The sequence below is a fragment of the Pseudomonas paeninsulae genome (genome assembly GCF_035621475.1).
Classification (GTDB): Bacteria; Pseudomonadota; Gammaproteobacteria; order Pseudomonadales; family Pseudomonadaceae; genus Aquipseudomonas; species Aquipseudomonas paeninsulae.
Genome location: NZ_CP141799.1, coordinates 3,950,744 through 3,971,965, shown reverse-complemented (window position 1 = coordinate 3,971,965; position 21,222 = coordinate 3,950,744). Strand labels below are relative to the sequence as shown.

The following is a 21,222-nucleotide window of genomic DNA, read 5'->3' as shown; positions in this document are numbered from 1 at the left end:
GATTAACACCCAGGACAGCGCCTAAGCGAACTGCCAGGAGCCTTTGCATGCCCAGCCATCAACTCGACTACGAAATTCTCGGCGCCTCGGCGCAGAGTGTGGAAATCATCCTCGACCCCGGTGAGACAGTGATCGCCGAAGCCGGGGTGATGAACTACATGACTGACGGCGTGCGCTTCGAGACGCGCATGGGCGATGGCGCGGCGAGCGGGGTGCTGGGCAAGTTGTGGAGCGCCGGCAAGCGCATGCTCACCGGCGAATCGCTGTTCATGACGCATTTCTCCAATGCCGGCAAAACCCAGGCGCGGGTCGCCTTTGCTGCGCCATATCCGGGCACCGTGGTGCCGATCAAGTTGGCCGAGCACGGCGGCAGCCTGATCTGCCAGAAAGACGCCTTTCTCTGCGCCGCTTACGGCACCGCTGTCGGTATCAGTTTCAACAAGCGCCTGGGCGCCGGCTTCTTCGGCGGCGAGGGCTTCATCCTGCAAAAGCTCGAGGGCGACGGTCTGGCCTTCGTGCATGCCGGCGGCACGGTGATCCGTAAGGAGCTGAACAACCAGACCCTGCGCCTCGACACCGGTTGTCTGGTGGCCTTTACCAGTGGTATCGATTACGACATCGCCCTGGCCGGCGGGCTGAAAAGCATGTTGTTCGGCGGCGAGGGCATCGTCCTGGCGACTCTGAAAGGCACTGGCACGGTCTGGGTACAGAGCCTGCCATTCTCGCGCCTGGCCGAGCGCATCTACGAGGCGACCTTCAAAGCCCGTGAGCAAGTGCGCGCCGACGGTAAATGATCGCCACTTTGCAACGGCTTGGGTTTGTATCAAGCTGCGCCGCCTGTCGCTACTGTCAGTGTCACTTCGTAGCTCGCCTGTCAGCCAGCCATCTGGTTGGCTAGGCGATTATTTTTGCTGAAACGTCCAACCTCGAGAGTCTGTAATGAGTGAACTGAACCCCATCCCCCTGATCCTCACCGGTATCGGCAGCATCTGCGCCACGGTGGCGGTCCTCGGCTACTACGGCTACCTGCACTTCGCCCAGCCGGAGGATGCATTGCTGCTCTCCGACTACACCATGCTCAAGACCGTTCCCGGCGAGGACTACAAGGTCTCGCTCAAACCGGCCAACCAGGTGGCGCAGTGCGTAGATGGCGTCGTGGTGCTGTTCGACCTGGAACAGAAAGGCCTCAGTGGCGTGCTGGTCGATCAGCGCAAGCGGGCCGTACGCTGCGTGGCCGAAGATGCTCCGCTTGTGGAGTGAGCCTGCGCCGGTATGAAGGCGCTACGCACAGCCTGACAGCATCGACTTGCCGGACGAGATTAAGCGTCGGCAAGAACGATTGCTCGCCATGGACGCAGCGAAGGCCAAGATCGAGGCCCTGCCCGCGTGCGCTTGGAACAGGAGCATGCCGCCTACCGGGAGAAACTGGCTAAGCGTGCGGCGCGTACGGCACGCTTCGGCAAGAAACCTGGCGGCAAGCCGCCACTATGCCCTGCGCAAACAGACGGTTGAGCCGGTGTTTGGCATCATCAAGTTGGTCATGGGCTTTCGTCAGTTTCTGCTGCGGGGCAAGGGCAAGGTGAGCGGCGAATGGCGCCTGGTTTGCCTGGCCTGGAACCTGAAGCGCATGGCTGTTTGGCGCAAAAAAACACGTCACTTGTTGGCAAAAACTAGCTAAATTAACTTGTTTTAATGAGTTCACTGGCAATAAATACCTGTAACTATCCAAGTGGTTAGACGAATTATTTCGTCTTCGCTATTGATGCCCTGCCCATGAATTCAAGCCCGCCAGGCTGCTAGGCTTATGCTTAATCTGGGTGAATATCTGTTCATGGGGGAGTGGGGCGGTCGATGACTGCAGCGAACCCTGAGGGTATTGTGCGCACTGTCGCAAGCACCTCTACGCTGTATGTCACGCAGCCCTCCAGATTCTTAAGAAGTAGGCAGGTCGATGACGCAAATTGGAGAACCTCTGGTGTACGCGGCGCAGACTGTCGTTGGCCAGGTACGAGGGCACAATGAAGATGCGCTGTTGTGCTGTCCCGAGTTGGCTCTATGGGCGGTCGCCGATGGCATGGGTGGCCATCTACGCGGTGAAGTGGCCAGTGCTTTGGCGCTGCAAACGCTACGTACCGCCTGTGCCGAAGGGCAGGATTTGGTGACCGCCGTACATGCGGCGAATTGCGCCATCCTCGCCGCTGCCGAGGGCGATGCCGATTGCCGCGGAATGGGCACTACCCTGGTCGCCGTGCGCTTTTCGGGGGCCGATTTCGAGATTGTTTGGGTTGGCGACAGTCGCGCCTATCGCGTCGATGCCGACTGCATTCGCTACTTGAGCCGTGATCACAGCTGGGTGCAGTCGATGATCGATGCCGGCGAAATGAGCGTCGAAGAGGCACGCAGCCATCCTCAGCGTAATGTCATTTTCCAGTGCCTGGGGCGCGACCATCAGGTCATCGAAATCGGACAGGCGCGGGGCAGTCTAGGGCCGCATGAGCTGTTGTTGCTGTGCAGCGATGGGCTGACCGGGGAGTTGACCGACCCGCAAATCCAGCAAGTGTGTGCTAGCGCCAACAGTCTCGACGAACTGGTGGAGCAGCTGATTGCCCAGGCCAACCAAATGGGTGGGCGTGACAATATCTCTTGCATCGTACTCGGGCGCGCCTCGGTCGAACCGGTGGCTGCGGCACAGCCGCGCGGGTTTCTCAGTAAATTATTCAAACCCCTAACGAAGTAATCACTCGGTGTGCGTTGACCCAGATGAATGAAAACTTGATTGAGATTCCTGGCTATAGCATGCATGGCCGCCTGGGAAAGGGCGGAATGGCCGAGGTTTACCTGGCCACCCAGCTCTCGTTGCACCGCAAGGTCGCGGTGAAAGTGTTGCTCAGCGCCCACGACGAGGCGTTCAGTCAGCGCTTCATCAAGGAAGGCCACATAGTGGCCGGCCTGCATCACCCCTCAATCATCACCATCCATGACATCGACATGCTCGCCGATGGCCGTTACTACCTGGCGATGGAGTTCGTCTCCGGCGGCGACCTGGCGCAGCACAAGGGTGAAGTATTCGCGCCGTACCGTGCGTTGCAGATAGTCCGCCAGATCGCCAGCGGTCTGGCCGTGGTGCATGACCATGGCTTGGTGCACCGCGACATCAAACCGGCCAACATCCTCTTTCGTGATGACGGCACCGCGGTGATCAGCGACTTTGGCGTGGCCAAGGAAGTGACGCTGGATCACGACCTCACTCAGTTCGGTATCGCGGTCGGTAGCCCAGCGTACAGCAGCCCGGAACAGGCCCAGTGCTTGGCACTGGATGCCCGTAGTGACATTTACAGTCTTGGCGTAATCCTGCTGGAGATGCTCACTGGTACTAACCTTTATCGCGGCGCTAGCTACACCCAGACCGTGATGAATCACGTGCAGATGGAACTACCCAATCTACCGGTGCATCTGCAGAGTTATCAATGGTTGCTCGAACGCATGCTGGCCAAGAACCCGGACGAACGCTTTATGGACTGCCGGGTATTGCTCGCCAGTTTGGACGAGTTGCAGGAGTATGACCCGGATAGCACCCGCATTGGCCCTGGGCTCAAGTTGGATCAGGCCCATGCCCGCAAGGGTACGAGTGTACGACGCAACGTTCTGCCCTGGGCGCTGCTTGGCGTCCTATTGTTGAGTGGGGCTGGGTGGGCCGGTTACTACGGTTACCAACACATGCAAATCGCCGACTTTATCGCTCAAGCCGAACAGCGCTTGGGCGAAGGCAAGCTGCTCGAGCCGCCGCAGAATAACGCCGATTACTACTACCGCCAGGCGTTGTTGCTCGATCACGGCAACGTTCAAGCCCTTGAGGGCTTGAAGCGGGTGTTACAGGCGCGAATCGACGGTTACCTGGAGCGCGCTGAGCAGCGCCTTGTGGAAGACCGGCTATGGTTGCCAGAGGATGACAGTGCGACGTTCTATTTTCGCCAAGTGTTGGCTTGGCAGCCGGACAACCTATTGGCTCTGGCGGGTATTAATCGCATTGCGCAGCGCTTTATCGAGCAGAGCCAACGGGCCTATGGGCGACGCGAATACAGAATGGCCTTGGAATACATCAAACAAGGGCTGGAAGTGGAGCCGGCCAATGAAGCCCTGCTAAAACTCTATGATGCTCATGAGCGCCGCGTACAGTTGGCCCAGGCGCCGCGGGTGCCGGCCAGCAAGCCCGCAGCGCGAGCAACGAGTTCGCAAAAACAAACCACGCAGAACCCGATCAAGCGACTGTGGAACAATATCTTCAACAAGTGAATGTGGTGAGACTCATAGTCCGCTGACAGTGACTAGTGGCCTGTACGGTTAGGGGGTTAACTCGAGTTCGGAGGGTTGAGGTTCCGAGACCCAGCGCTGCGACGAGCCATAGTGGGCTATGGCGAGGAGCGGCAACGTAGTATTGGGGCCTCAAACGCCGACATAGACTCATTGAACTAGCCATACAGGCCACTAGCACCGGCCTTGGGCGACAGTGACATGCGTTAATGGGTTGCGTTTTTTGGCTTTGCGACACTTACACAAGGTAAGCGCCAAACATGCTCAGGATTCATTTCAGCGACAATCGCCAAGCGCCGATCTGGCTGGTCGACGAGCGTCTGACCATCGGTCAGGATGGTCGTAACAACCTGGTTCTGGCCGATGCCGGCATTAGCTCTTTCCATGCCGAGATTCGCCAGGACCACGGTTATTACTACCTCACCGACTGCGGCAGCCAGGCGGGCACCTTCGTCAACGACGAGCGTATTAGCGCCCGCTACCAGATTCGCACCAACGACTGCGTACGTCTGGGTACTGTGGAGCTGTTGTTCGTTGACCCGACCAAGAGCAAGGTGAAAACCGGTGTCAGTGCGCGCTGGTTCTTGCAGGTCGCCAAGGGTGAGCATGAGGGCAAGAAGTTTCACGTCAACGGCTCGATGACATTCGGCCGCTCGTCAAAGTGTGAGCTGTGCTTTAGCGACATGGAGCTGTCGCGTCGGCATTGTGAGTTCTTCCTCAAGGATGATGTGCTGGAGGTTAAGGATCTGGCCTCGGCCAACGGCGTACTGGTCAACCAGCAGAAGGTCGCTATGGCTGTCTTGCAGCCAGGCGATCAACTGAAAATGGGCTCGGTGACGCTGTTGGTCATCGGACCCAAGACCGCAGTCGCGCAAGCCGAGGATGAAGATGCCACGGTCTTTATGCGCGCCATTGACCTGCCCCAACCGGGTAACAGCAAACCCCAGGTCAGCCATGCGGGTGCCAGGAATCCGCTACGTGCTGCCGTCCCGCTCAGCCCAGGGCCGGCTGCGGTGCCGCGAAACCAAGGCTTTAGTCGGCGGTTGTTAGGTGTCGTGGCGGTTTTATTAGCCGGCGTGGTAGCGACGCTGGCACTCAAGACGTTGTTCTGATCACAGTCAAATCTGCGCATAGTTAGCCCGGATCTTTCATAGACAGAGGCGGGTCTCGTTTAACTTTTTGATATAAAAGGAGTTGTTCGAATAACGTTTCGTCCGAAGCTTAACCGAGACATGCGTGATTCTACCCCGGGCCAGCTGCGTTTTCCTGCCATCGCCAGTTTTGAAGGCGGCGCGCGCTCGAGTGATTTTGGCCCATTGCGGCTACGCGGCACCGAACCGCAGTGTGGGCTGATCGGCCGCCTGGCTGAAGCGATCCATGATGGCCGGTATCCGTCCTCCATCGAGCACAGCGTCGTCGACCTGCCGCGCCAACGGATCTATCAAAGTGCCTGCGGCTATGTCGATGGCAATGACGCCAACAGCCTGCGCCGCGACCCTGTGTTCAAGTTGGCGCTGGGGCGTGCGCCGTTGGACGAAGTCACTGCGCTGGCCTCGGGTGCGACCTTCTTGCGCCTGGAGAACAGCCTCAGCTGCCAGGGCATCTACCGGCTGGCCCCGGTAGAGTTCGAAACGCAACATTTATTGAGCTTGGAAAGTGTCTAGGAAATCGGGGGGGATTCAAGTCGTGGACGCGCAGGTCGAGCAGGACGCTGTCTTCTGCACGTTGCCGCTCAATGTTTTTTTGTGACACGCGCTTGACGCTTAGGTGTGCGCTCATGCCTTGTTCGTATGCAGCCCTGGCGTAGTCCACGGCATCGGCAAAACTCTTTACGAGCAATGGTTAATACGTGGGAGATCAGTGCTAGCTCGCGGCGGACGGTGGCGGCTGCCATGCCTTGTGCAAGGCCCTCGTCACGGTAAACCGGCATATCGGCTGCCTCGGCAGATGGCGAGTGCACGACAGGCCGGTGGGTGACGGAGCAGGGCAGTGAGGCGCGACAGCTCGGCGGCGTTGCTGCGCCTATTGCAGGTGATTTCGCGAGAGTAGCGTTCGCTGGCTTCGCCGAAGGTGGTGGTTTCGACTTCGCTGCGATTGACGAACGAGCCCTGATCCATTTCCCGCTCGATCATTGTCGCCCAGATTTTTCCCTCTGCCTGGGTATTGAATGTGCGGGTCTGTTGGGGCCACCCTTTACGCCTGATTTGGGCGTGCCACTGGTAAGGGCCTTTCTTCCTGAGCGTCGCCATCTTCAATCGCACTGTGCCAAAATTGTGCCATCAACCCTGCAGGAGTACCCATGGACGCCACAAAGACCGCGCTAATCCGCGAAACCTTCCCCGTCGGGCCTTTGCAGTGCAACTGCACGATCATCGGTGACCCCGTGACCAAGAAGGCGATCGTGGTCGATCCCGGTGGCAATCCCGAGCTGATCATGGCGCGTCTGGAGGCCCATGGCCTCAAAGTGGTGAGCATCATCCACACCCATGCTCATCTGGATCATTTCCTCGCCTCCGGGCAGATGAAGGAGAAGACCGGCGCGACCCTGCACCTGCATAAGGAAGATCAGTTCCTCTGGGATAGCCTGGAAATGCAATGCCGCATGTTCGGCGTGCCCTATGTGCCGGTGCCCGCGCCAGATCAGTGGTTGGTCGACGATCAGGCGCTGGACTGCGGTTGCGGTGTGGCGCTGCACACGCCGGGGCATACACCGGGGTCGATGAGTTTCTGGTTCCCCCAGGACAAGTTGCTGATCGCCGGTGATACCTTGTTCCGTCGGGGTATCGGTCGTACCGATCTGTGGGGCGGCGACTACGCCACGATCGAACGCTCGATCAAGCAGCGCCTGTACAGTCTTGACGAGGACGCCACCGTGATTACCGGACATGGGGCGCAGACCCGGTTGGGCGATGAAATGCGCGAGAACCCATTCGTGCGGGCATGATTGGCAATTCATCGTGGCAGATCTTGCTAAGCTGGTGAGGAACTTAAGGTCAGATCCGATTTCGAAAACTCCGATCAAGATCTGTCACAACACGCAATAACAAAGGAATAACCATGACTAAATGGCGCAATCTGGCATTTGCAGCAGCGGGCATTACCCTTCTGGCTGGCTGTACCACCAATCCTTACACCGGCGAACGTGAAGCCGGTAAAGCCGGGATCTACGGCGGTATAGGTGCTGTAACCGGCGCGGTAATTGGTGCCGCCACTTCGAGCAAGAAAGACCGGGGCAAAGGCGCGCTGATTGGCGCGGCAGTGGGTGGCGCCGCAGGCGGTGGCTATGGTTATTACGCCGACACGCAAGAAGCCAAGTTGCGCCAGACCCTGCAAGGCACTGGTGTGCAGGTGCAGCGCAATGGCGATGATCTGAAGTTGATCATGCCGGGCAATATCACCTTCGCCAGCAACTCGTCGGATGTTTCCAGCAGTTTCTACGCGACCCTCAATTCGCTGGTCACAGTCTTCAAGGAGTTCGACAAGAACGGCATCGACATCGTCGGCCACACCGACAGCACCGGTTCGCTAGAACTGAATCAGAATCTGTCGAATCGCCGCGCGCAAAGCGTCGCGTCGTACCTGACCAGTAACGGCGTGCCAGCACAGCGGATTTCGTCCTACGGTGCCGGGCCGAACCAGCCGATCGCCAGCAACGCCAGCGATGCCGGCCGCGCGCAGAATCGCCGCGTCGAGATCAATTTGCGCCCGCAGTAAGCCACTCTCGTCCCCAACAAGCCTGTTGCGCTGGTGGCTTGTTGGGGACGCCACCTAGTAAATCTCTGCTGGCACAAGGCCGGTTCTCCAATTTCTGACTACTATGCTCTCGAGGGCTTTGAAAGCCTCCGCGAGGGGCAGCGGTGTGGCTGCCCGTTATGGATATAACGTGGAACGCTCATGGATGACAGATCTAGTACTATTTCCCAAAAATACCGACTGCCGCTCGGGGTCACCCTGGCGTTATTGTTGGGGTTCGGCGCACTGAGCGTCTGGTTGTGGCAGAGTTTAGAAGCCCGTTACCAGGAGGGTGTTCAGCAACGATTTCAGCTCGAGGCGCAAGATATCGGGCAGCGGGTGGTTACCCGCATGCGTGGCTATGAAATGGTCTTGCGTGGCATGTCCGGTCTACTGCTCGGCAGTGAGAGTGTCTCGTATCAGGAGTGGGAGCGGGCAGTCGATCAGCTGCAGTTGCAGGATCGCTATCCCGGCATGCAGGCGCTGGGTTGGGCGCGCTACCTGAAGCAGGAGCAGCTCGACGATTTCCTGGCTGGCGTCCAGTCAGCCGGGCGTAGCGACTACCGGGTGTTTCCTCCCGATCCGCGTGATGAGTATGTGCTGATCAATTACATCAGTCCGCACGACTGGCGCAATCGTCGAGCCCTGGGCTATGACATGTTCAGCGAATCCGTGCGCCGGGCAGCGATTGAACAAGCTCTGAGTAGTGGTGCCGCGGCCCTGACAGCGCCGCTCACCCTCAAGCAGGAAACCGAGGCGGATGTGCAGGGCGGGGTGATGCTGTACCTGCCGGTGTTTCAGGCGGGTATGCCGTTGAGCAGCGTGGAGGAACGCCGCGCGGCATTACTTGGCTTTGTCTACGGGGCGTTTCGTAGCCACGACCTGATGGCGGGGATTCTCGGACCACAGAGTCGCCTATTCGATATCACGATCAAGGACTTGTCCGCGCTGGACACCGATCTGCTGAGTGCCAATCAGCCGGCCGCCGCGTTGCCGTCACGTCTGCGGCAGACCCTTGAGTTGCCACTGTTCGGGCGAACTTGGGTGCTGGAGGTAGGCAGCACCGCAGATTACGAAGCGGCCATGGGTAGTCGAAGCCGGACCTTCAGCTTGTGGATGGGGCTGATTGCCAGCGGCTTGTTGGCGCTATTGATCGGCGGTTACCTGTACCTGCGCGAGCGCGAGTTGAATGCTAACCGGTTGGCGACCCGACAATTAGGTGAGCGCGAAGAACGTTTCCGCCTGCTGATCGAGCAACTGCCGGTCGCGACCCTGCTCTGCAATGCCGAAGGGCGCATCGAAATGGCTAACCGCAGCGCCGCTGAGCTGCTTGAGTGCCCAGCCGCAGCCCTGATGGGTGAGCGAGTGCGGCGCTTCCTGCCAAAGCTGGATGACTTCGGCGAGCTGGCAGCTAAAGGCGATAGCCCGCTGTTGGGCAATGATTATGAGGCGCGTCGAGACAGTGGCATCAGTGTGCCCGTGACGCTGAGTTTGAGTGTGTTGGCAGAGTCGAAGGGGGCCACTTACGTACTCAATTTGATCGACTTGAGGGCACGTAAAAGTGCCGAAGAACGCTTTCGTCTAGTGGTTGAGGCGTCGCCCAACTCGATTGTCCTGATTGACAGTGCTGGGCAGATTGCCATGGTCAACCAGCAGACCGAGCAGATGTTCGGCTATACGCGTCAGGCGCTGCTTGGTCAGCCGGTGGAAAAACTTGTACCGCAAGAACAGCGCGAGGCGCATGTGGGGGTCCGCCGCGGCTACCAGGACGACCCCGAGCGGCGGCGCATGGGCAGCAACCGCGAGCTGTTCGGCCAACACCGCGATGGTCGTTTGATTCCTCTTGAGGTGAGACTTTCGCCGATCCGTAGTGGCGAGGAAGCGCTGGTGCAGGCGGTGATTATTGACATCAGTGAGCGCAAGGCCGCGGAGCAACGCCTACGCGACCAGGCCGAGCAGTTGACCCTGGCCAGCCGCTACAAGTCCGAATTTTTGGCCAACATGTCGCATGAATTGCGCACCCCACTCAACAGCATCCTGATCCTCAGCGATCAACTGCGTCTGAACCGCGGCGCCACTCTCACGGAGAAGCAGGTCAAGCACGCCGACATTGTCCACCGCGCCGGCAGCGATCTGCTGCAGTTGATCAACAGCATCCTCGATTTGGCCAAAGTCGAGTCCGGACACATCGACCTCAAGCTGGAGCCGCTGAATCTGCAGGAACTACTGGTAGAGCTGGATGCCAGCATGCGGCCTCTGGCCGAGCTCAAGGGCTTGCGCCTGCACTCCACGCTGGGGGCCGAGGTGCCACGGGTGGTGCACACAGACCGTGCGCGGTTGCAGCAGATTCTGCGTAATTTGCTGTCCAATGCCTTCAAGTTTACCGAGCAGGGTGAAGTGAACCTGACAGTCACCTGCGAGCCAGGCGGTGGTGACGAGCCGAGCATGCAGTTGCTCTTCAGCGTACGCGATACCGGTATCGGCATCGCAGCCGAACAGCATGAGCAGATTTTTCAGGCGTTTCAGCAAATCGACGGTTCCACCAGTCGCCGTTTTGGCGGTACCGGGCTGGGGCTGGCGATCACCCGGCAGTTGGTGCAGGCCATGGGCGGCGAGATGAGCCTGCAAAGTGCGCCCGCGCAAGGTTCCTGCTTCATCCTGCGTCTGCCGGTGCGCGTGGAGGCGCCGGTCGAGGGCGCTGGCGCTACTGAACCCGCGCAGCGAAGCGGCGTGGGGCCGGCGGTTCTCATCATCGAAGATGATCCCAACTTCGCTACGGTGATCATCGAGGCGGCGCATGCCCATGGTTTCACCAGCGTGCATTGCCGTACGGGCTTGCAAGCGCTCAAGTTGCTGGAGGAGGAGCCTTTCAGCGCAGTGATCCTGGATATCCTGCTCCCGGATATCAGTGGCTGGCAGCTGTTTCGCCGTTTGCGCGGCCAGGCCAGCAACCGCAGTACGCCGGTGAACATCATTTCCTGCGTGCCGCAGCCGGTCGGCTGGAATGATGACGGTACCCACTACCTGGTTAAACCCATCGATCGCGAGGACCTTGAGCAGGTCTTCATCGAGCTGCAGGGCAGCGCCCGACCCTTGGCCCAGACGCTGCTGCTGGTGGAGGACGTCGAGGTTGAGCGCGAGCATTACCGTGAGCACCTGCAACAGCTGGGGTTTGCCGTGATCACCTGCAGCACCGGCGAGGAAGCCTGCGCTGCCTATGCTGCAGGACAATTCGCGGCCCTGGTGATCGATCTCGACCTGCCCGATCAGGATGGTTTCGAGCTGTTGGATAGCCTGGACCGTCAGCGCCCGCTGAATGGTACTCGGGTGGTGATCAATACCGGTGTGGACGTTGCGCAACAGGCGCTGCAGCGGCTCAGGCGTTATTCCGCAGTGGTGGTGCGCAAGCACGGTGAGGATATGCGGGAGCTGGGACTGGCCGTGCAGGGCTTCCTTGGCAGTGTGCGCGATCCCGTCCAGGGCCCGCTTGTACAGTCGCTCAGCCAGCCGCTGGCGGGGCGGAGAGTGTTGCTGGTGGATGACGATGTACGCAATGTCTACGCCATGACTGCGTTGCTCGATGAGGTTGGGATCAAGAGCAGCTCGGCCAAGGATGGACTGGAGGCCATCGAGCGTTACCCGCAAGAGCCTTTCGACCTGATCCTGATGGATATGGCCATGCCTAATATGGACGGTTACACCGCAACTCGCCTGCTCAAGCAGGAGCATCACTGCAGCATCCCGATCATCGCCCTGACTGCCCATGCGATGAAGGGCGATCGGGACAAATGCATCGCCGCCGGCGCCGATGATTATCTGGCCAAGCCGATCAGCCGCGATGAGCTGCTCGGCACACTGCTGCACTGGCTAAGTAGCAGCGAAGTGCCGTTTAGAGCGTCCGCCGCTGCTGCATTGCTTGATGATCGGCCCTGATCGGCTGGGGCTCATGCAGGCACAGGTTGTTCACCCCAAGGAGTGGTACATGGCTCAGGCGCAGATTAAAGCCGCACGAAGAACTCAGGTCCTTCTGGTGGTGGATGATCGTCCGGAAAACCTCGTGGCAATGGAGGCGCTGCTGGAGGAGGGCGATTGGCAGTTACGTTGCGTCAGCTCCGGTGAGGCCGCCTTGCAATGCATGCTGGAGGAGCATGTCGGATTGGTGCTCCTGGATGTGCAGATGCCGTATATGGATGGCTTCGAAGTAGCGCGGTTGATGCGTGGCAACCCGCGGACACGCTTCACGCCGATTATCTTTGTCTCGGCCATCTCGCAAACCCAGGATGCCGTGCTCCAGGGCTACGCTACTGGTGCGGTGGATTTCATGCTGAAACCCTTCGAGCCGCAGGTGCTGCGTCAGAAGATTCACTCCCTGCTCGGCCTTGAGCGCAATCGCAGCGATCTCTTGCAGCTGACCCAGCAATTGGATAGTGCGCGGGCCTTCAATGCCTCGGTGCTGGATAATGCCGCAGAGGGTATCGTGGTGGTCGGCGAAACGGGCCTGATCAGTTTTGCCAACCCTGCAATGGCGCAGATGCTGCACTGCTCGGTGAGTGATCTGGAAGGCACTGCGATGCTGTCCTGGCTGCTGACCCCCGAGGTCGATTGCGCCTGGGGCGAGTCGGCGTTCTATCAGGCCTGGCGGCGCCAGGAAACCTACCGCCTGCACGACGCGAGCCTCCGCCTGCACACTGGTGAAGGCGTGCCGGTGGCCCTGTCCTGCTCTCCTTTACCTCGACTGCAGAAGGCCATGGTGATCATTGCCCTGGACATGTCGGTCGTGCGCAATCTGCATAATCAGCTGGAGTCATTGGCGATCACCGATGCCTTGACCGGGTTGATCAACCGACGTGGCTTTTACCTGGCCATGGAGTCAGCACTCTCACGCAGCAAACGCAGTGGTCGTGGTATGGCGGTGCTCTATCTCGATCTGGACGGTTTCAAGCGCATCAACGACTCGCTCGGTCATGACGCGGGCGACCAGGTGCTGCGGCTGGTCGGCGAGCAATTGAAAGTCAGCCTGCGGCCCTACGACACGCTGGCGCGCATGGGCGGTGATGAATTTACCGTGTTAATTGATGGTCTGGGCCACCCCGAAGATGCAGCACGGATAGCCGAGAAGTTGATCGAGCAGGTTTCGGTGCGACATAACCTGAATGGGGTTGAGTTCACCCTCGGTGCCAGCGTGGGGATTGCCTGCTTCCCCGAGTGCGGGCAGACCGTGGACGAATTATTGCAGGCTGCGGACATGGCGATGTACGAGGCCAAGCGTGCGGGGCGCCAACAGTACCGGTTTTTCCTGCCGGAAATGAATGGGCGGGCGCGTTCCCGGTTGATGCTCGAGGAGGGTTTGCGCACGGCGATCGAGCACGATGATTTTCGCTTGGTCTATCAACCGCAGGTGTATCTCGACAGCGGACGCTTGCGCGGCTTCGAGGGATTGCTGCGCTGGGAGCATCCGGTCGCCGGTACCGTGGGCCCCAGCGTGTTTATTCCGTTGCTGGAGGAAACCCGTCTGATCAACCGTCTGGGCGGCTGGATTTTTCGCCAGGGGGCCCAGCAGCGCAGCAGCATGAGCCAGTGTTTTGCCCATGAATTGGTGCTCAGCCTGAATGTCAGCCCCGTTCAGTTCGGCATGCCCCAGTTGGTCGATGACTTGCGTCGGGTGTTGCAAGAACATCACTTGGAACCGACGCAGCTGGAGGTCGAGGTCACCGAAAGCGCGTTGATGCAGGATGTGGCGGCCACCCAGAAGCAGCTGCAGCAGTTGCGCACGCTGGGCGTGAAGGTCGCCATCGACGACTTCGGTACCGGCTATTCATCCTTGGCCTACCTGCGCCACTTCGAGCTGGACACCCTGAAGATCGACCGGCTGTTTATCGCCAATATGCTCGACTCTCCGCGCGATGCGGCCGTGGTCAGCACCATCATCGATCTGGGCCGGCATCTGGGCCTGGAAGTCATCGCCGAGGGGGTGGAAACCATGGCCCAGCGCGACTGGCTGGTGGCTCACCAGTGCGCCATCATGCAGGGGTTCCTGGTTGCGCCAGGGTTGTCTGCCGCGCAAGCGCAGCAATTCCCCGAGCAACTGGACTGGTCAGCGCTGCCGTTACCATTCAGTCAACCGCCCGCTGCATAAGCGTGCCCTTGTACGGTTGAGCTACTGGGGCGTGGCGTACTGCCGATGCAAATCTGCCAGAGTGGCGTCTTTCTCCTGCCACAGCTGATTGATCCATTGCTGGAACGCCAGGCGGTAGGCCTCGTCGGAGAGGTAATCCTTGCCGAGGAACTCCTGGGGAATGTCCTGGCGCTGGTAACGAATCACCACCTTGGGCACTTCACCGCAGAGAAAGGCCCAAAAACCCGGGTTGCCGGCAGGGTAGTGGATGGTGATGTTCACTATGGACTTGAGCTGGCTGCCCATGGCGTCCAGGACGTAGGCGATTCCGCCAGCTTTAGGCTTGAGCAGGTAACGGAAAGGTGAGTTTTGCTGATCATGCTTGGCCTGGGTAAATCGGGTGCCTTCGAGGAAGTTGAACACGGCCACCGGTACGTCACGGAATTTTTCGCAGGCCTTGCGCGTGGTCAGGGTGTCCTGGCCTTTCTTCTCCGGATGTTTGGCCAGATAGGTTTTTGAGTAGCGCTTCATGAAAGGGAAATCCAGCGCCCACCAGCACAGACCAATCACCGGTACCCAGATCAACTCCTGCTTGAGGAAGAATTTGAAAAACGGCATGCGCCGGTTCAGCGTGTGTTGCAGTGCGAGGATATCGACCCAGCTCTGGTGATTGCTGGTGACCAGGTACCAGCCGTCATACTTCAGTTGCTCGCGGCCCTGCAGGTCCCACTGGGTTTTTTGGGTCAGCCACATCCAGCCGCTGTTGCAGGAAATCCAGGCTTCCGCCACCCAGTTGAGCACCCGATTACAGGTTTTGCGCACCGGCTTGAACGGTAAGCACAGCTTGACCAGTGCGGCGATAAACAGAAACCAGCACCAGATCAGGGTATTTACGAAGAGCAACAGGGCCGCAAGGGTGCCGCGTACGCGGCTAGGCAGAAAGGACAGCATGGGGGCGGGCGCCTTCGGCAAAGAGGCGATAGGATCGCCTCGAATCGGGGGGATACCCGCTTTTTTGATCGGCGCGGGCTTGTTTGGAGGCCGATGTTAACGATTGCCAGCTGAACTGCAAGGCCCGCTACCGCCGCATCGAACGGTGCTTTGCAGCGCATGGGCCCTTGGCACAACACCAATGGCCATGCCGGGTCTGGCGTTTTTGGGGATGCTGATCTCGCCTGTTACGATGACTAATCGGCGTGTTAATTGGCCAAATTCGCCGCCTGAATCGCCGTCAGAGCGATGGTGTAGACGATGTCGTCGACCAGCGCGCCGCGCGACAGGTCGTTGACCGGCTTGCGCAGCCCTTGCAGCATGGGGCCGACGCTGATGCAGTTGGCGCTGCGCTGCACCGCCTTGTAGGTGGTGTTGCCGGTATTCAGGTCGGGGAACACGAAGACCGTAGCACGACCGGCCACTGGGCTGTTGGGTGCCTTCTGCCGGCCAACGCTGTCGATCGCGGCGGCGTCGTACTGCAGGGGGCCGTCGAGCAGCAGGTCCGGGTTTAGCAGTCTGGCCAGACGCGTGGCCTCGCGGACTTTCTCGACTTCCTCGCCGGTGCCCGAGTCGCCGGTGGAGTAGCTGAGCATGGCCACCCGCGGTTCGATGCCGAAGGCTACGGCCGAAGCGGCGCTTTGCACGGCGATCTCCGCCAGCTGCGCCGCACTCGGGTCCGGGTTGACCGCGCAATCGCCGTAGACCAGCACCTGATCCGGCAGCAGCATGAAGAACACCGAAGACACCAGGTTGTAGCCCGGCGCGGTCTTGATCAGCTGCAAGGCCGGGCGAATGGTGTTGGCTGTGGTGTGGATGGCGCCCGAGACCAGGCCGTCGACCTCGTCCAGCGCCAGCATCATGGTGCCGAGCACCACGTTGTCCTCCAGTTGCGCCAAGGCCATGGGCGCATTGAGGCCCTTGCCCTTGCGCAGTTCGATCATGGACTCGACATAACGCTCGCGGATCAGGTCCGGGTCGAGGATTTCCAGTCCCGGCGGCAGCTCGATGCCTTGGGCCTGGGCCACGGCGTGCACGTCTTCCGGCTTGGCCAGCAGTACGCAGCGGGCGATGCCGCGCGCCTGACAGATGGCGGCCGCCTTGATCGTGCGCGGCTCGCTGCCCTCCGGCAGGACGATGCGCTTGTCCGCGGCCTTGGCGCGCTGCACCAGTTGATAGCGGAACGCCGATGGCGACAGGCGCAGCTCCCGTGGGGTGCCGCAGCGGGTGCGCAGCCAGTCGTGGTCGACATGGCTGGCGACGAAGTCGGCGACCTTCTGGGCGCGCTCCTTGTCGTCCACCGGGATTTCCTTGTTCAAGCGGTTGAGGTCGGTGGCGGTGTCGTAGGAACCGGTGCGTACCGTCATCACCGGCAGGCCGCTTTGCAGGGCGCCACGGCACAGTTCCATGATCCGCGGGTCGGGCGCGAAGTCGCTGCACAGCAGCAAGCCGGCCAGCGGCATACCGTTCATTGCCGCCAGGCTGGCGGCGAGGATGATGTCGTCGCGATCGCCAGGGGTCACCACCAGGGTGCCGGGCTTGAGCAGTTGCACGGTGTTGGCCACGGCGCGGGCGCAGAGCATGATCCTGAGCATGCGTCGTTGTTCATAGTCGCCGGCGTTGAGCACGCGGGCGCCGAGCAGGTCGGCGATGTCGCGGGTGCGCGGGGCGTTCAGCTCGTCGTGCCAGGGAATGCAGCCGAGCAGGCGGAAGTCGTCGCTCTTGAGCAACGGCGAGTGTTCCTTCAAGCGCTCGCAGAAGGCTTCGATGCCATCTTCGCTGCGCACCTTGTTGATGATGACTCCGAGCACTTTCGGGTCTCGCGGGCCACCGAACAGTTGCGCCTGAATTTCTACCCGGTCGCACAGTTCACTCAAGCTCTCCTGCTCCGGTGCCGAGACCAGAACCACCTCGGCATCCAGGCTCTTGGCCAAGTGAAAGTTGACCCGCGCCGCGTAGCTGGCCTGGCGGGTCGGCACCATGCCTTCGACGATGATCACATCTTTGCCGGCGGCGGCCTGGTGATACAGGCTGATGATTTCTTCGAGCAGTTCATCCAGTTGACCGTCGCCGAGCATGCGCTCGACATGCGCCAGGGCCAGCGGCTTGGGCGAGTGCAGACCGTGGGTGCGGGCGATCAGTTCGCTGGAACGCTCCGGGCCGGCATCGCCCTGGTGGGGCTGGGCGATCGGCTTGAAGAAGCCAACCTTGAGACCGGCGCGCTCCAGGCCACCAACCAGGCCGAGGCTGATCGAGGTGAGGCCGACGCCAAAGCCGGTGGGCGAGATAAAGAAGGTGTGCATGAAGTCTCCAATCGTGTTGGGCGAGCGCTTACAGATAGGTGGGCGCTGAGCAGCAGGCGCTGTTGGTCGTGGCCGGGGCGGGGCTGGGGAGGGCGCAGGTTGGGCTTCGTCGCTGCGCTCATCAATCCTACCTGCCCGGGCATAAGCATTCAGTTATCGAGCAGGGCCAGGGTGTCCAGGGCAATCTGCCGTTCTTCGTTGGTCGGCACCACCAGCACACGCGGGTGGCCATAGGCCTGGATCGAGCCCGCAGCGCCGCGGATGGTGCGGGCGTTGGCCTCCTTGTCCAGGGCCAGGTTGAACAGTTTGAGGTGGGCCACGGTCTTGCTGCGGATCAATGGCGAGTTCTCGCCGATGCCGCCGGTGAAGATCAGCCCGTCCAGCTGCGGCAGGGCGCAGCTCATGGCAGCGAGCGATTTGGCCAGGCGGTAGCAGAACACCTCGATGGCCAGGGTGGCGCCAGCATGGCCCTGTTCGCGGGCCTGCTCAAGGCTGCGCATGTCGTTAGACAGCCCGGAAAGGCCGAGCAGGCCGCTTTCCTTGTTCAGCAACTGGTCGATGCGCTCCAGGCTCCAGCCCAGGGTGCGAGCCAGGTGGCTGTGCAGGTTGGGGTCGACATCGCCGCTGCGCGTACCCATCACCAGGCCTTCCAACGGGGTCAAGCCCATGCTGGTGTCACGGCTCTGACCGTTGACGATGGCGCAGGTCGAGCAGCCGTTGCCCAGGTGGGCCACCAGCCAGCTGCTATCGCCGGCCATCAATCCGGCCAATTCGGCCGCGCGATGGCTGACGTAACGGTGGCTGGTGCCGTGGAAGCCATAACGGCGCACGCCGTGCTCATGGTAGAGGTTGTCCGGCAGGGCATAACGAAACGCATATTCGGGCAGGGTCTGGTGGAAGGCGGTGTCGAATACCGCGACCTGAGGCAGGCCGGGGAACAGACTGGTCGCCGCCTCAATGCCCAGCAGATTGGCCGGGTTGTGCAGCGGCGCCAGCGGCGCGGTGGCGCGGATGGCCTGCAGGACGGATTCGTCCAGACGGCTGGCGCGGGTGAAACGTTCGCCGCCATGCACCACCCGATGCCCGATACCGTGCAGCTTGCCGCCCGCGGCGTCCTGCGCCAGCGGCAGTAACTGGGCCAACGCGGCGCGGTGAAGGCCGTAGGGGATCGGCAGGCTGTCCTTCTCGCCGCCGCGCTGCCAGTGCAGCACCGCGTCATGGCTGCCGAGGCGTTCGGCCAAGCCGTTGAGGGTAAATTGCGAGTGGGCTTCATTGACCAGGGCGAACTTGATCGACGAGCTGCCGCAGTTGATTACCAGGATATTGCGTGCCGGCATTTACCGCTCCTTGTCTGTATCGCTCGGGTTGGCGGCGTCGGGTTTGACAGCTGCCGTGCACCAGCCGCAGGCAAACGGCTGGCCCAGGCGGGTAATACGTTGTTTGGCGTCGAGCACCCAAGCGCGATTTTGCCAGGGCGGCTGATGGCGTAGGTGCTGAGTATGGCCACACGACAAGATTGCCAGCCAATGACCATCGGCGTCCTGACCAAAGTCAATCAGTCGCACCAAGGCCGCGTCCATCCGTCCGTCAGGGCTGGGTTCGCTTTCGCGCGCACCCTTGGTTAAACTTGTCCGTTCTTTATTTCTATGCAAAAGGTCTCGCCCCATGCTGATCGCCCCCAATAAGGCTGTCTCTATCGACTATACCCTGACCAACGATGCCGGTGAGGTGATCGATAGCTCCGCTGGCGGCGCGCCGCTGGTTTACCTGCAAGGCGCCGGCAACATCATCGCCGGTCTGGAAAAAGCCCTGCTCGGCAAGCAGGCCGGTGACGAACTGGATGTCTCCGTCGAGCCGGAAGATGCCTATGGCGAGTACAGCGCCGAGCTGGTCGCGACCCTCAATCGCACCATGTTCGAAGGCGTCGACGAACTGGAAGTCGGCATGCAGTTCCATGCATCCGGCCCGGACGGCAGCATGCAGATCGTCACCGTCCGCGACTTGGACGGCGACGACGTGATCGTCGACGGCAACCACCCGCTGGCCGGTCAGCGCCTGAACTTCAAGGTCAAAGTGATCGAAGTGCGTGACGCCAGTGAAGAAGAAGTTGCGCATGGTCACGTGCATGGCGAAGGTGGTCATCAGCATTGATCCACGGCCGCAATGTCGAGCGCGCAATACGACTTATGGTCGTAGCAACTGCGCCACCGACTGCTAAGCTGAGTTAAAAAGAAAGGCGCCTTCTATAGAGGCGCCTTTTTTGTCCTTTGCCGGTAATTTGAAGCGTTCCCAAGGAGCTAGTCATGAGTGCTTTTCACGACCTCAAGCTGCGTGCGTTGGATGGCCAGGAACTGCCGCTGGCGCCATTCAAGGGGCAGCTTGTGCTGGTGGTCAACGTCGCCTCCAAGTGCGGCCTGACTCCGCAGTACGCCGGGCTGGAAAAACTCCACCGGCAATACCACGCGCAAGGTTTTACCGTGCTCGGCCTGCCGTGCAACCAGTTCGCCGAACAAGAGCCCGATAGTGAAGAGGCCATTCGCGAGTTTTGCAGCCTGAACTATGGGGTGACCTTCCCTCTGGGCAGCAAAATTGAAGTCAATGGTCATGATCGTCATCCGCTGTACCGACTGCTGGCGGGTGAGGGCGCGGAGTTCCCCGGTGACATCAGCTGGAATTTCGAGAAGTTCCTGGTTGGTCAGGACGGCCGGGTGCTGGCGCGCTTCTCGCCACGCACAGTGCCGGATGACCCCGCCTTGATCCAGGCCATCGAAAAAGCCCTGAGCTGAAAAGCCTCACGCTCCCTCGCTTGGATAAGCGCTAGCGCAATTCGGGAGCGCTTTCCCGGATTGCGCCGCGTCCAGTGGCTTATCCGGCTACAGACTGTCCCTTCTTCCTCCGTTGTAAGCACTTATCACGCCAATCAATAGTGCTGGGCGGGGCGAGACGACCGGTCATATCCTTGCCGGCATGAACGCAAACCAACGACTCGACAAGCGTGACCTGATCCTCGCCAAAGGCGCCGAGGTGATGACCCGTCGCGGTTATCACGGCGCTGGCGTGCAAGAAATCGTGCAGGCCGCCGGCGTGCCCAAGGGCTCTTTCTACCACTACTTCGCCAGCAAGGAAGAGTTCGCCCTGCAGGCCTTGCAGCAGGTGTATGGCCCGCGTTTGCAGCGTTATAGCCAGGCGTTGGCGAATTCGGCGTTGAGCCCGCGCGCGCGCATCGTCGGTTACTACAGTGAGTTGGTGGAGCACTTTGCCCAGCAGGAAAAGCTCGAATACCACTGCTTTATCGGCAGCCTGAGTTTCGAGATGGCCGAACTGTCGCCAGCCCTTGGGGCCGAGGTCGACGCCATTTTGCAGCGTTCTGCGGACATGTTGCAGGCCTGCCTGCAGCAGGCGCAGGGCGCGGGCGAGCTGGCCGCCAATGAGGATTGCCGCAGCCTGGCGAGCTTTATCACCAGCGCCTGGCAGGGCGCCCTGACGCGCCTGAAGGTAGCGAACAATACCTGTGCCCTCGAAGACTTCATGCAGCGCTTGCAATTGTTGTTGCGGGCCTGATTTTTTAAAAAACCGTAGAACCTATTCAAAGGCCCGCGAGCTAGAGCCAGGCAGGGCGAAATCGGGCGAGGAAGCGGATTGGACTCGCACGCGAGTTTACGACTGTAAATGAGCATTCCGAGCTCGGTTTCAACGCAGCATGGCCGACGCGCAGCAGGCTTTGAGCAGGTTCTTGATGAGACGACCGGTCGTTTGGCCGGCAGAGGAACG

The 21,222-nt window shown here is 60.5% G+C and carries 18 protein-coding genes and 1 pseudogene; 14 read left to right on the top strand and 5 right to left on the bottom strand.

Annotated elements, in window-relative coordinates; translation table 11 throughout:
* Nucleotides 1-47: 47 nt before the first annotated feature.
* The 7 genes and pseudogenes from VCJ09_RS18265 to VCJ09_RS18235 form a co-directional block, all read left to right on the top strand.
* Nucleotides 48-794: a TIGR00266 family protein gene (locus tag VCJ09_RS18265; RefSeq protein WP_324731516.1), complete on the top strand. Its 747-nt coding sequence runs from the start codon at nt 48-50 to the stop codon at nt 792-794.
* A gap of 145 nt (nt 795-939) precedes the next feature.
* The gene (locus VCJ09_RS18260) at nt 940-1,260 is read left to right on the top strand and encodes a hypothetical protein (protein ID WP_079202934.1); all 321 of its coding nucleotides are present in this window, start codon (nt 940-942) and stop codon (nt 1,258-1,260) included.
* An 88-nt stretch (nt 1,261-1,348) separates the two neighbouring features.
* Nucleotides 1,349-1,678 carry a transposase gene (locus VCJ09_RS18255; RefSeq protein WP_324731515.1) on the top strand — a complete coding sequence of 110 codons (330 nt, stop codon included), beginning with the start codon at nt 1,349-1,351 and terminating at the stop codon, nt 1,676-1,678.
* Nucleotides 1,679-1,951: 273 nt separating this feature from the next.
* Nucleotides 1,952-2,737, top strand: a complete 786-nt coding sequence (locus VCJ09_RS18250; protein ID WP_324731514.1) for a PP2C family protein-serine/threonine phosphatase — start codon at nt 1,952-1,954, stop codon at nt 2,735-2,737.
* A gap of 23 nt (nt 2,738-2,760) precedes the next feature.
* A complete protein-coding gene (locus VCJ09_RS18245; protein WP_324731513.1) occupies nt 2,761-4,293 on the top strand; it encodes a serine/threonine-protein kinase in 1,533 nt (510 codons plus the stop codon).
* Nucleotides 4,294-4,571: 278 nt separating this feature from the next.
* Nucleotides 4,572-5,423, top strand: a complete 852-nt coding sequence (locus tag VCJ09_RS18240) for an FHA domain-containing protein (RefSeq protein ID WP_324731512.1) — start codon at nt 4,572-4,574, stop codon at nt 5,421-5,423.
* A 120-nt stretch (nt 5,424-5,543) separates the two neighbouring features.
* A pseudogene (locus VCJ09_RS18235) lies at nt 5,544-5,927 on the top strand (transposase); the annotation flags it as partial.
* Nucleotides 5,928-6,224: 297 nt separating this feature from the next.
* Here the strand turns inward: VCJ09_RS18235 and VCJ09_RS18230 are convergent.
* Nucleotides 6,225-6,428 carry a hypothetical protein gene (locus tag VCJ09_RS18230; RefSeq protein WP_324731511.1) on the bottom strand — a complete coding sequence of 68 codons (204 nt, stop codon included), beginning with the start codon at nt 6,426-6,428 and terminating at the stop codon, nt 6,225-6,227.
* 182 nt (nt 6,429-6,610) lie between these two features.
* On the opposite strand from VCJ09_RS18230, the gene VCJ09_RS18225 reads away from it, so the two are divergent.
* The 4 genes from VCJ09_RS18225 (at nt 6,611) to VCJ09_RS18210 (ending at nt 14,179) form a co-directional block, all read left to right on the top strand.
* On the top strand, nt 6,611-7,255 hold the full coding sequence (locus tag VCJ09_RS18225; protein ID WP_324731510.1) for an MBL fold metallo-hydrolase: 645 nt from the start codon (nt 6,611-6,613) through the stop codon (nt 7,253-7,255).
* A gap of 113 nt (nt 7,256-7,368) precedes the next feature.
* A complete protein-coding gene (locus VCJ09_RS18220; protein ID WP_324731509.1) occupies nt 7,369-8,025 on the top strand; it encodes an OmpA family protein in 657 nt (218 codons plus the stop codon).
* 180 nt (nt 8,026-8,205) lie between these two features.
* Nucleotides 8,206-11,976: a CHASE domain-containing protein gene (locus VCJ09_RS18215; protein WP_324731508.1), complete on the top strand. Its 3,771-nt coding sequence runs from the start codon at nt 8,206-8,208 to the stop codon at nt 11,974-11,976.
* 49 nt (nt 11,977-12,025) lie between these two features.
* The gene (locus VCJ09_RS18210) at nt 12,026-14,179 is read left to right on the top strand and encodes an EAL domain-containing response regulator (RefSeq protein WP_324731507.1); all 2,154 of its coding nucleotides are present in this window, start codon (nt 12,026-12,028) and stop codon (nt 14,177-14,179) included.
* Nucleotides 14,180-14,200: 21 nt separating this feature from the next.
* Here VCJ09_RS18210 and VCJ09_RS18205 read toward each other — a convergent pair whose 3' ends face one another.
* The 4 genes from VCJ09_RS18205 to VCJ09_RS18190 all read right to left on the bottom strand — a co-directional run bounded on the left by VCJ09_RS18205 (nt 14,201) and on the right by VCJ09_RS18190 (nt 19,118).
* Nucleotides 14,201-15,109 (bottom strand): acyltransferase, encoded by a 909-nt coding sequence (locus VCJ09_RS18205; RefSeq protein ID WP_324731506.1) that lies wholly within the window; start codon nt 15,107-15,109, stop codon nt 14,201-14,203.
* Nucleotides 15,110-15,357: 248 nt separating this feature from the next.
* Nucleotides 15,358-17,451 carry a phosphate acetyltransferase gene (gene pta, locus VCJ09_RS18200; protein WP_324731505.1) on the bottom strand — a complete coding sequence of 698 codons (2,094 nt, stop codon included), beginning with the start codon at nt 17,449-17,451 and terminating at the stop codon, nt 15,358-15,360.
* 149 nt (nt 17,452-17,600) lie between these two features.
* Complete coding sequence (locus tag VCJ09_RS18195; RefSeq protein ID WP_324731504.1) at nt 17,601-18,788, bottom strand: acetate kinase; 1,188 nt, start codon at nt 18,786-18,788, stop codon at nt 17,601-17,603.
* Nucleotides 18,789-19,118, bottom strand: a complete 330-nt coding sequence (locus tag VCJ09_RS18190) for a DUF3565 domain-containing protein (protein ID WP_324731503.1) — start codon at nt 19,116-19,118, stop codon at nt 18,789-18,791.
* Here VCJ09_RS18190 and VCJ09_RS18185 point away from each other — a divergent pair.
* The 3 genes from VCJ09_RS18185 to VCJ09_RS18175 all read left to right on the top strand — a co-directional run bounded on the left by VCJ09_RS18185 (nt 19,117) and on the right by VCJ09_RS18175 (nt 21,012).
* Entirely contained in the window at nt 19,117-19,602 is a 486-nt protein-coding gene (locus VCJ09_RS18185; protein WP_079202919.1) for an FKBP-type peptidyl-prolyl cis-trans isomerase, read from the top strand. The genes VCJ09_RS18190 and VCJ09_RS18185 overlap by 2 nt on opposite strands.
* 152 nt (nt 19,603-19,754) lie before the next feature.
* The gene (locus VCJ09_RS18180) at nt 19,755-20,237 is read left to right on the top strand and encodes a glutathione peroxidase (protein ID WP_324731502.1); all 483 of its coding nucleotides are present in this window, start codon (nt 19,755-19,757) and stop codon (nt 20,235-20,237) included.
* A 181-nt stretch (nt 20,238-20,418) separates the two neighbouring features.
* Nucleotides 20,419-21,012: a TetR/AcrR family transcriptional regulator gene (locus tag VCJ09_RS18175; RefSeq protein ID WP_324731501.1), complete on the top strand. Its 594-nt coding sequence runs from the start codon at nt 20,419-20,421 to the stop codon at nt 21,010-21,012.
* Nucleotides 21,013-21,222: the final 210 nt, after the last annotated feature.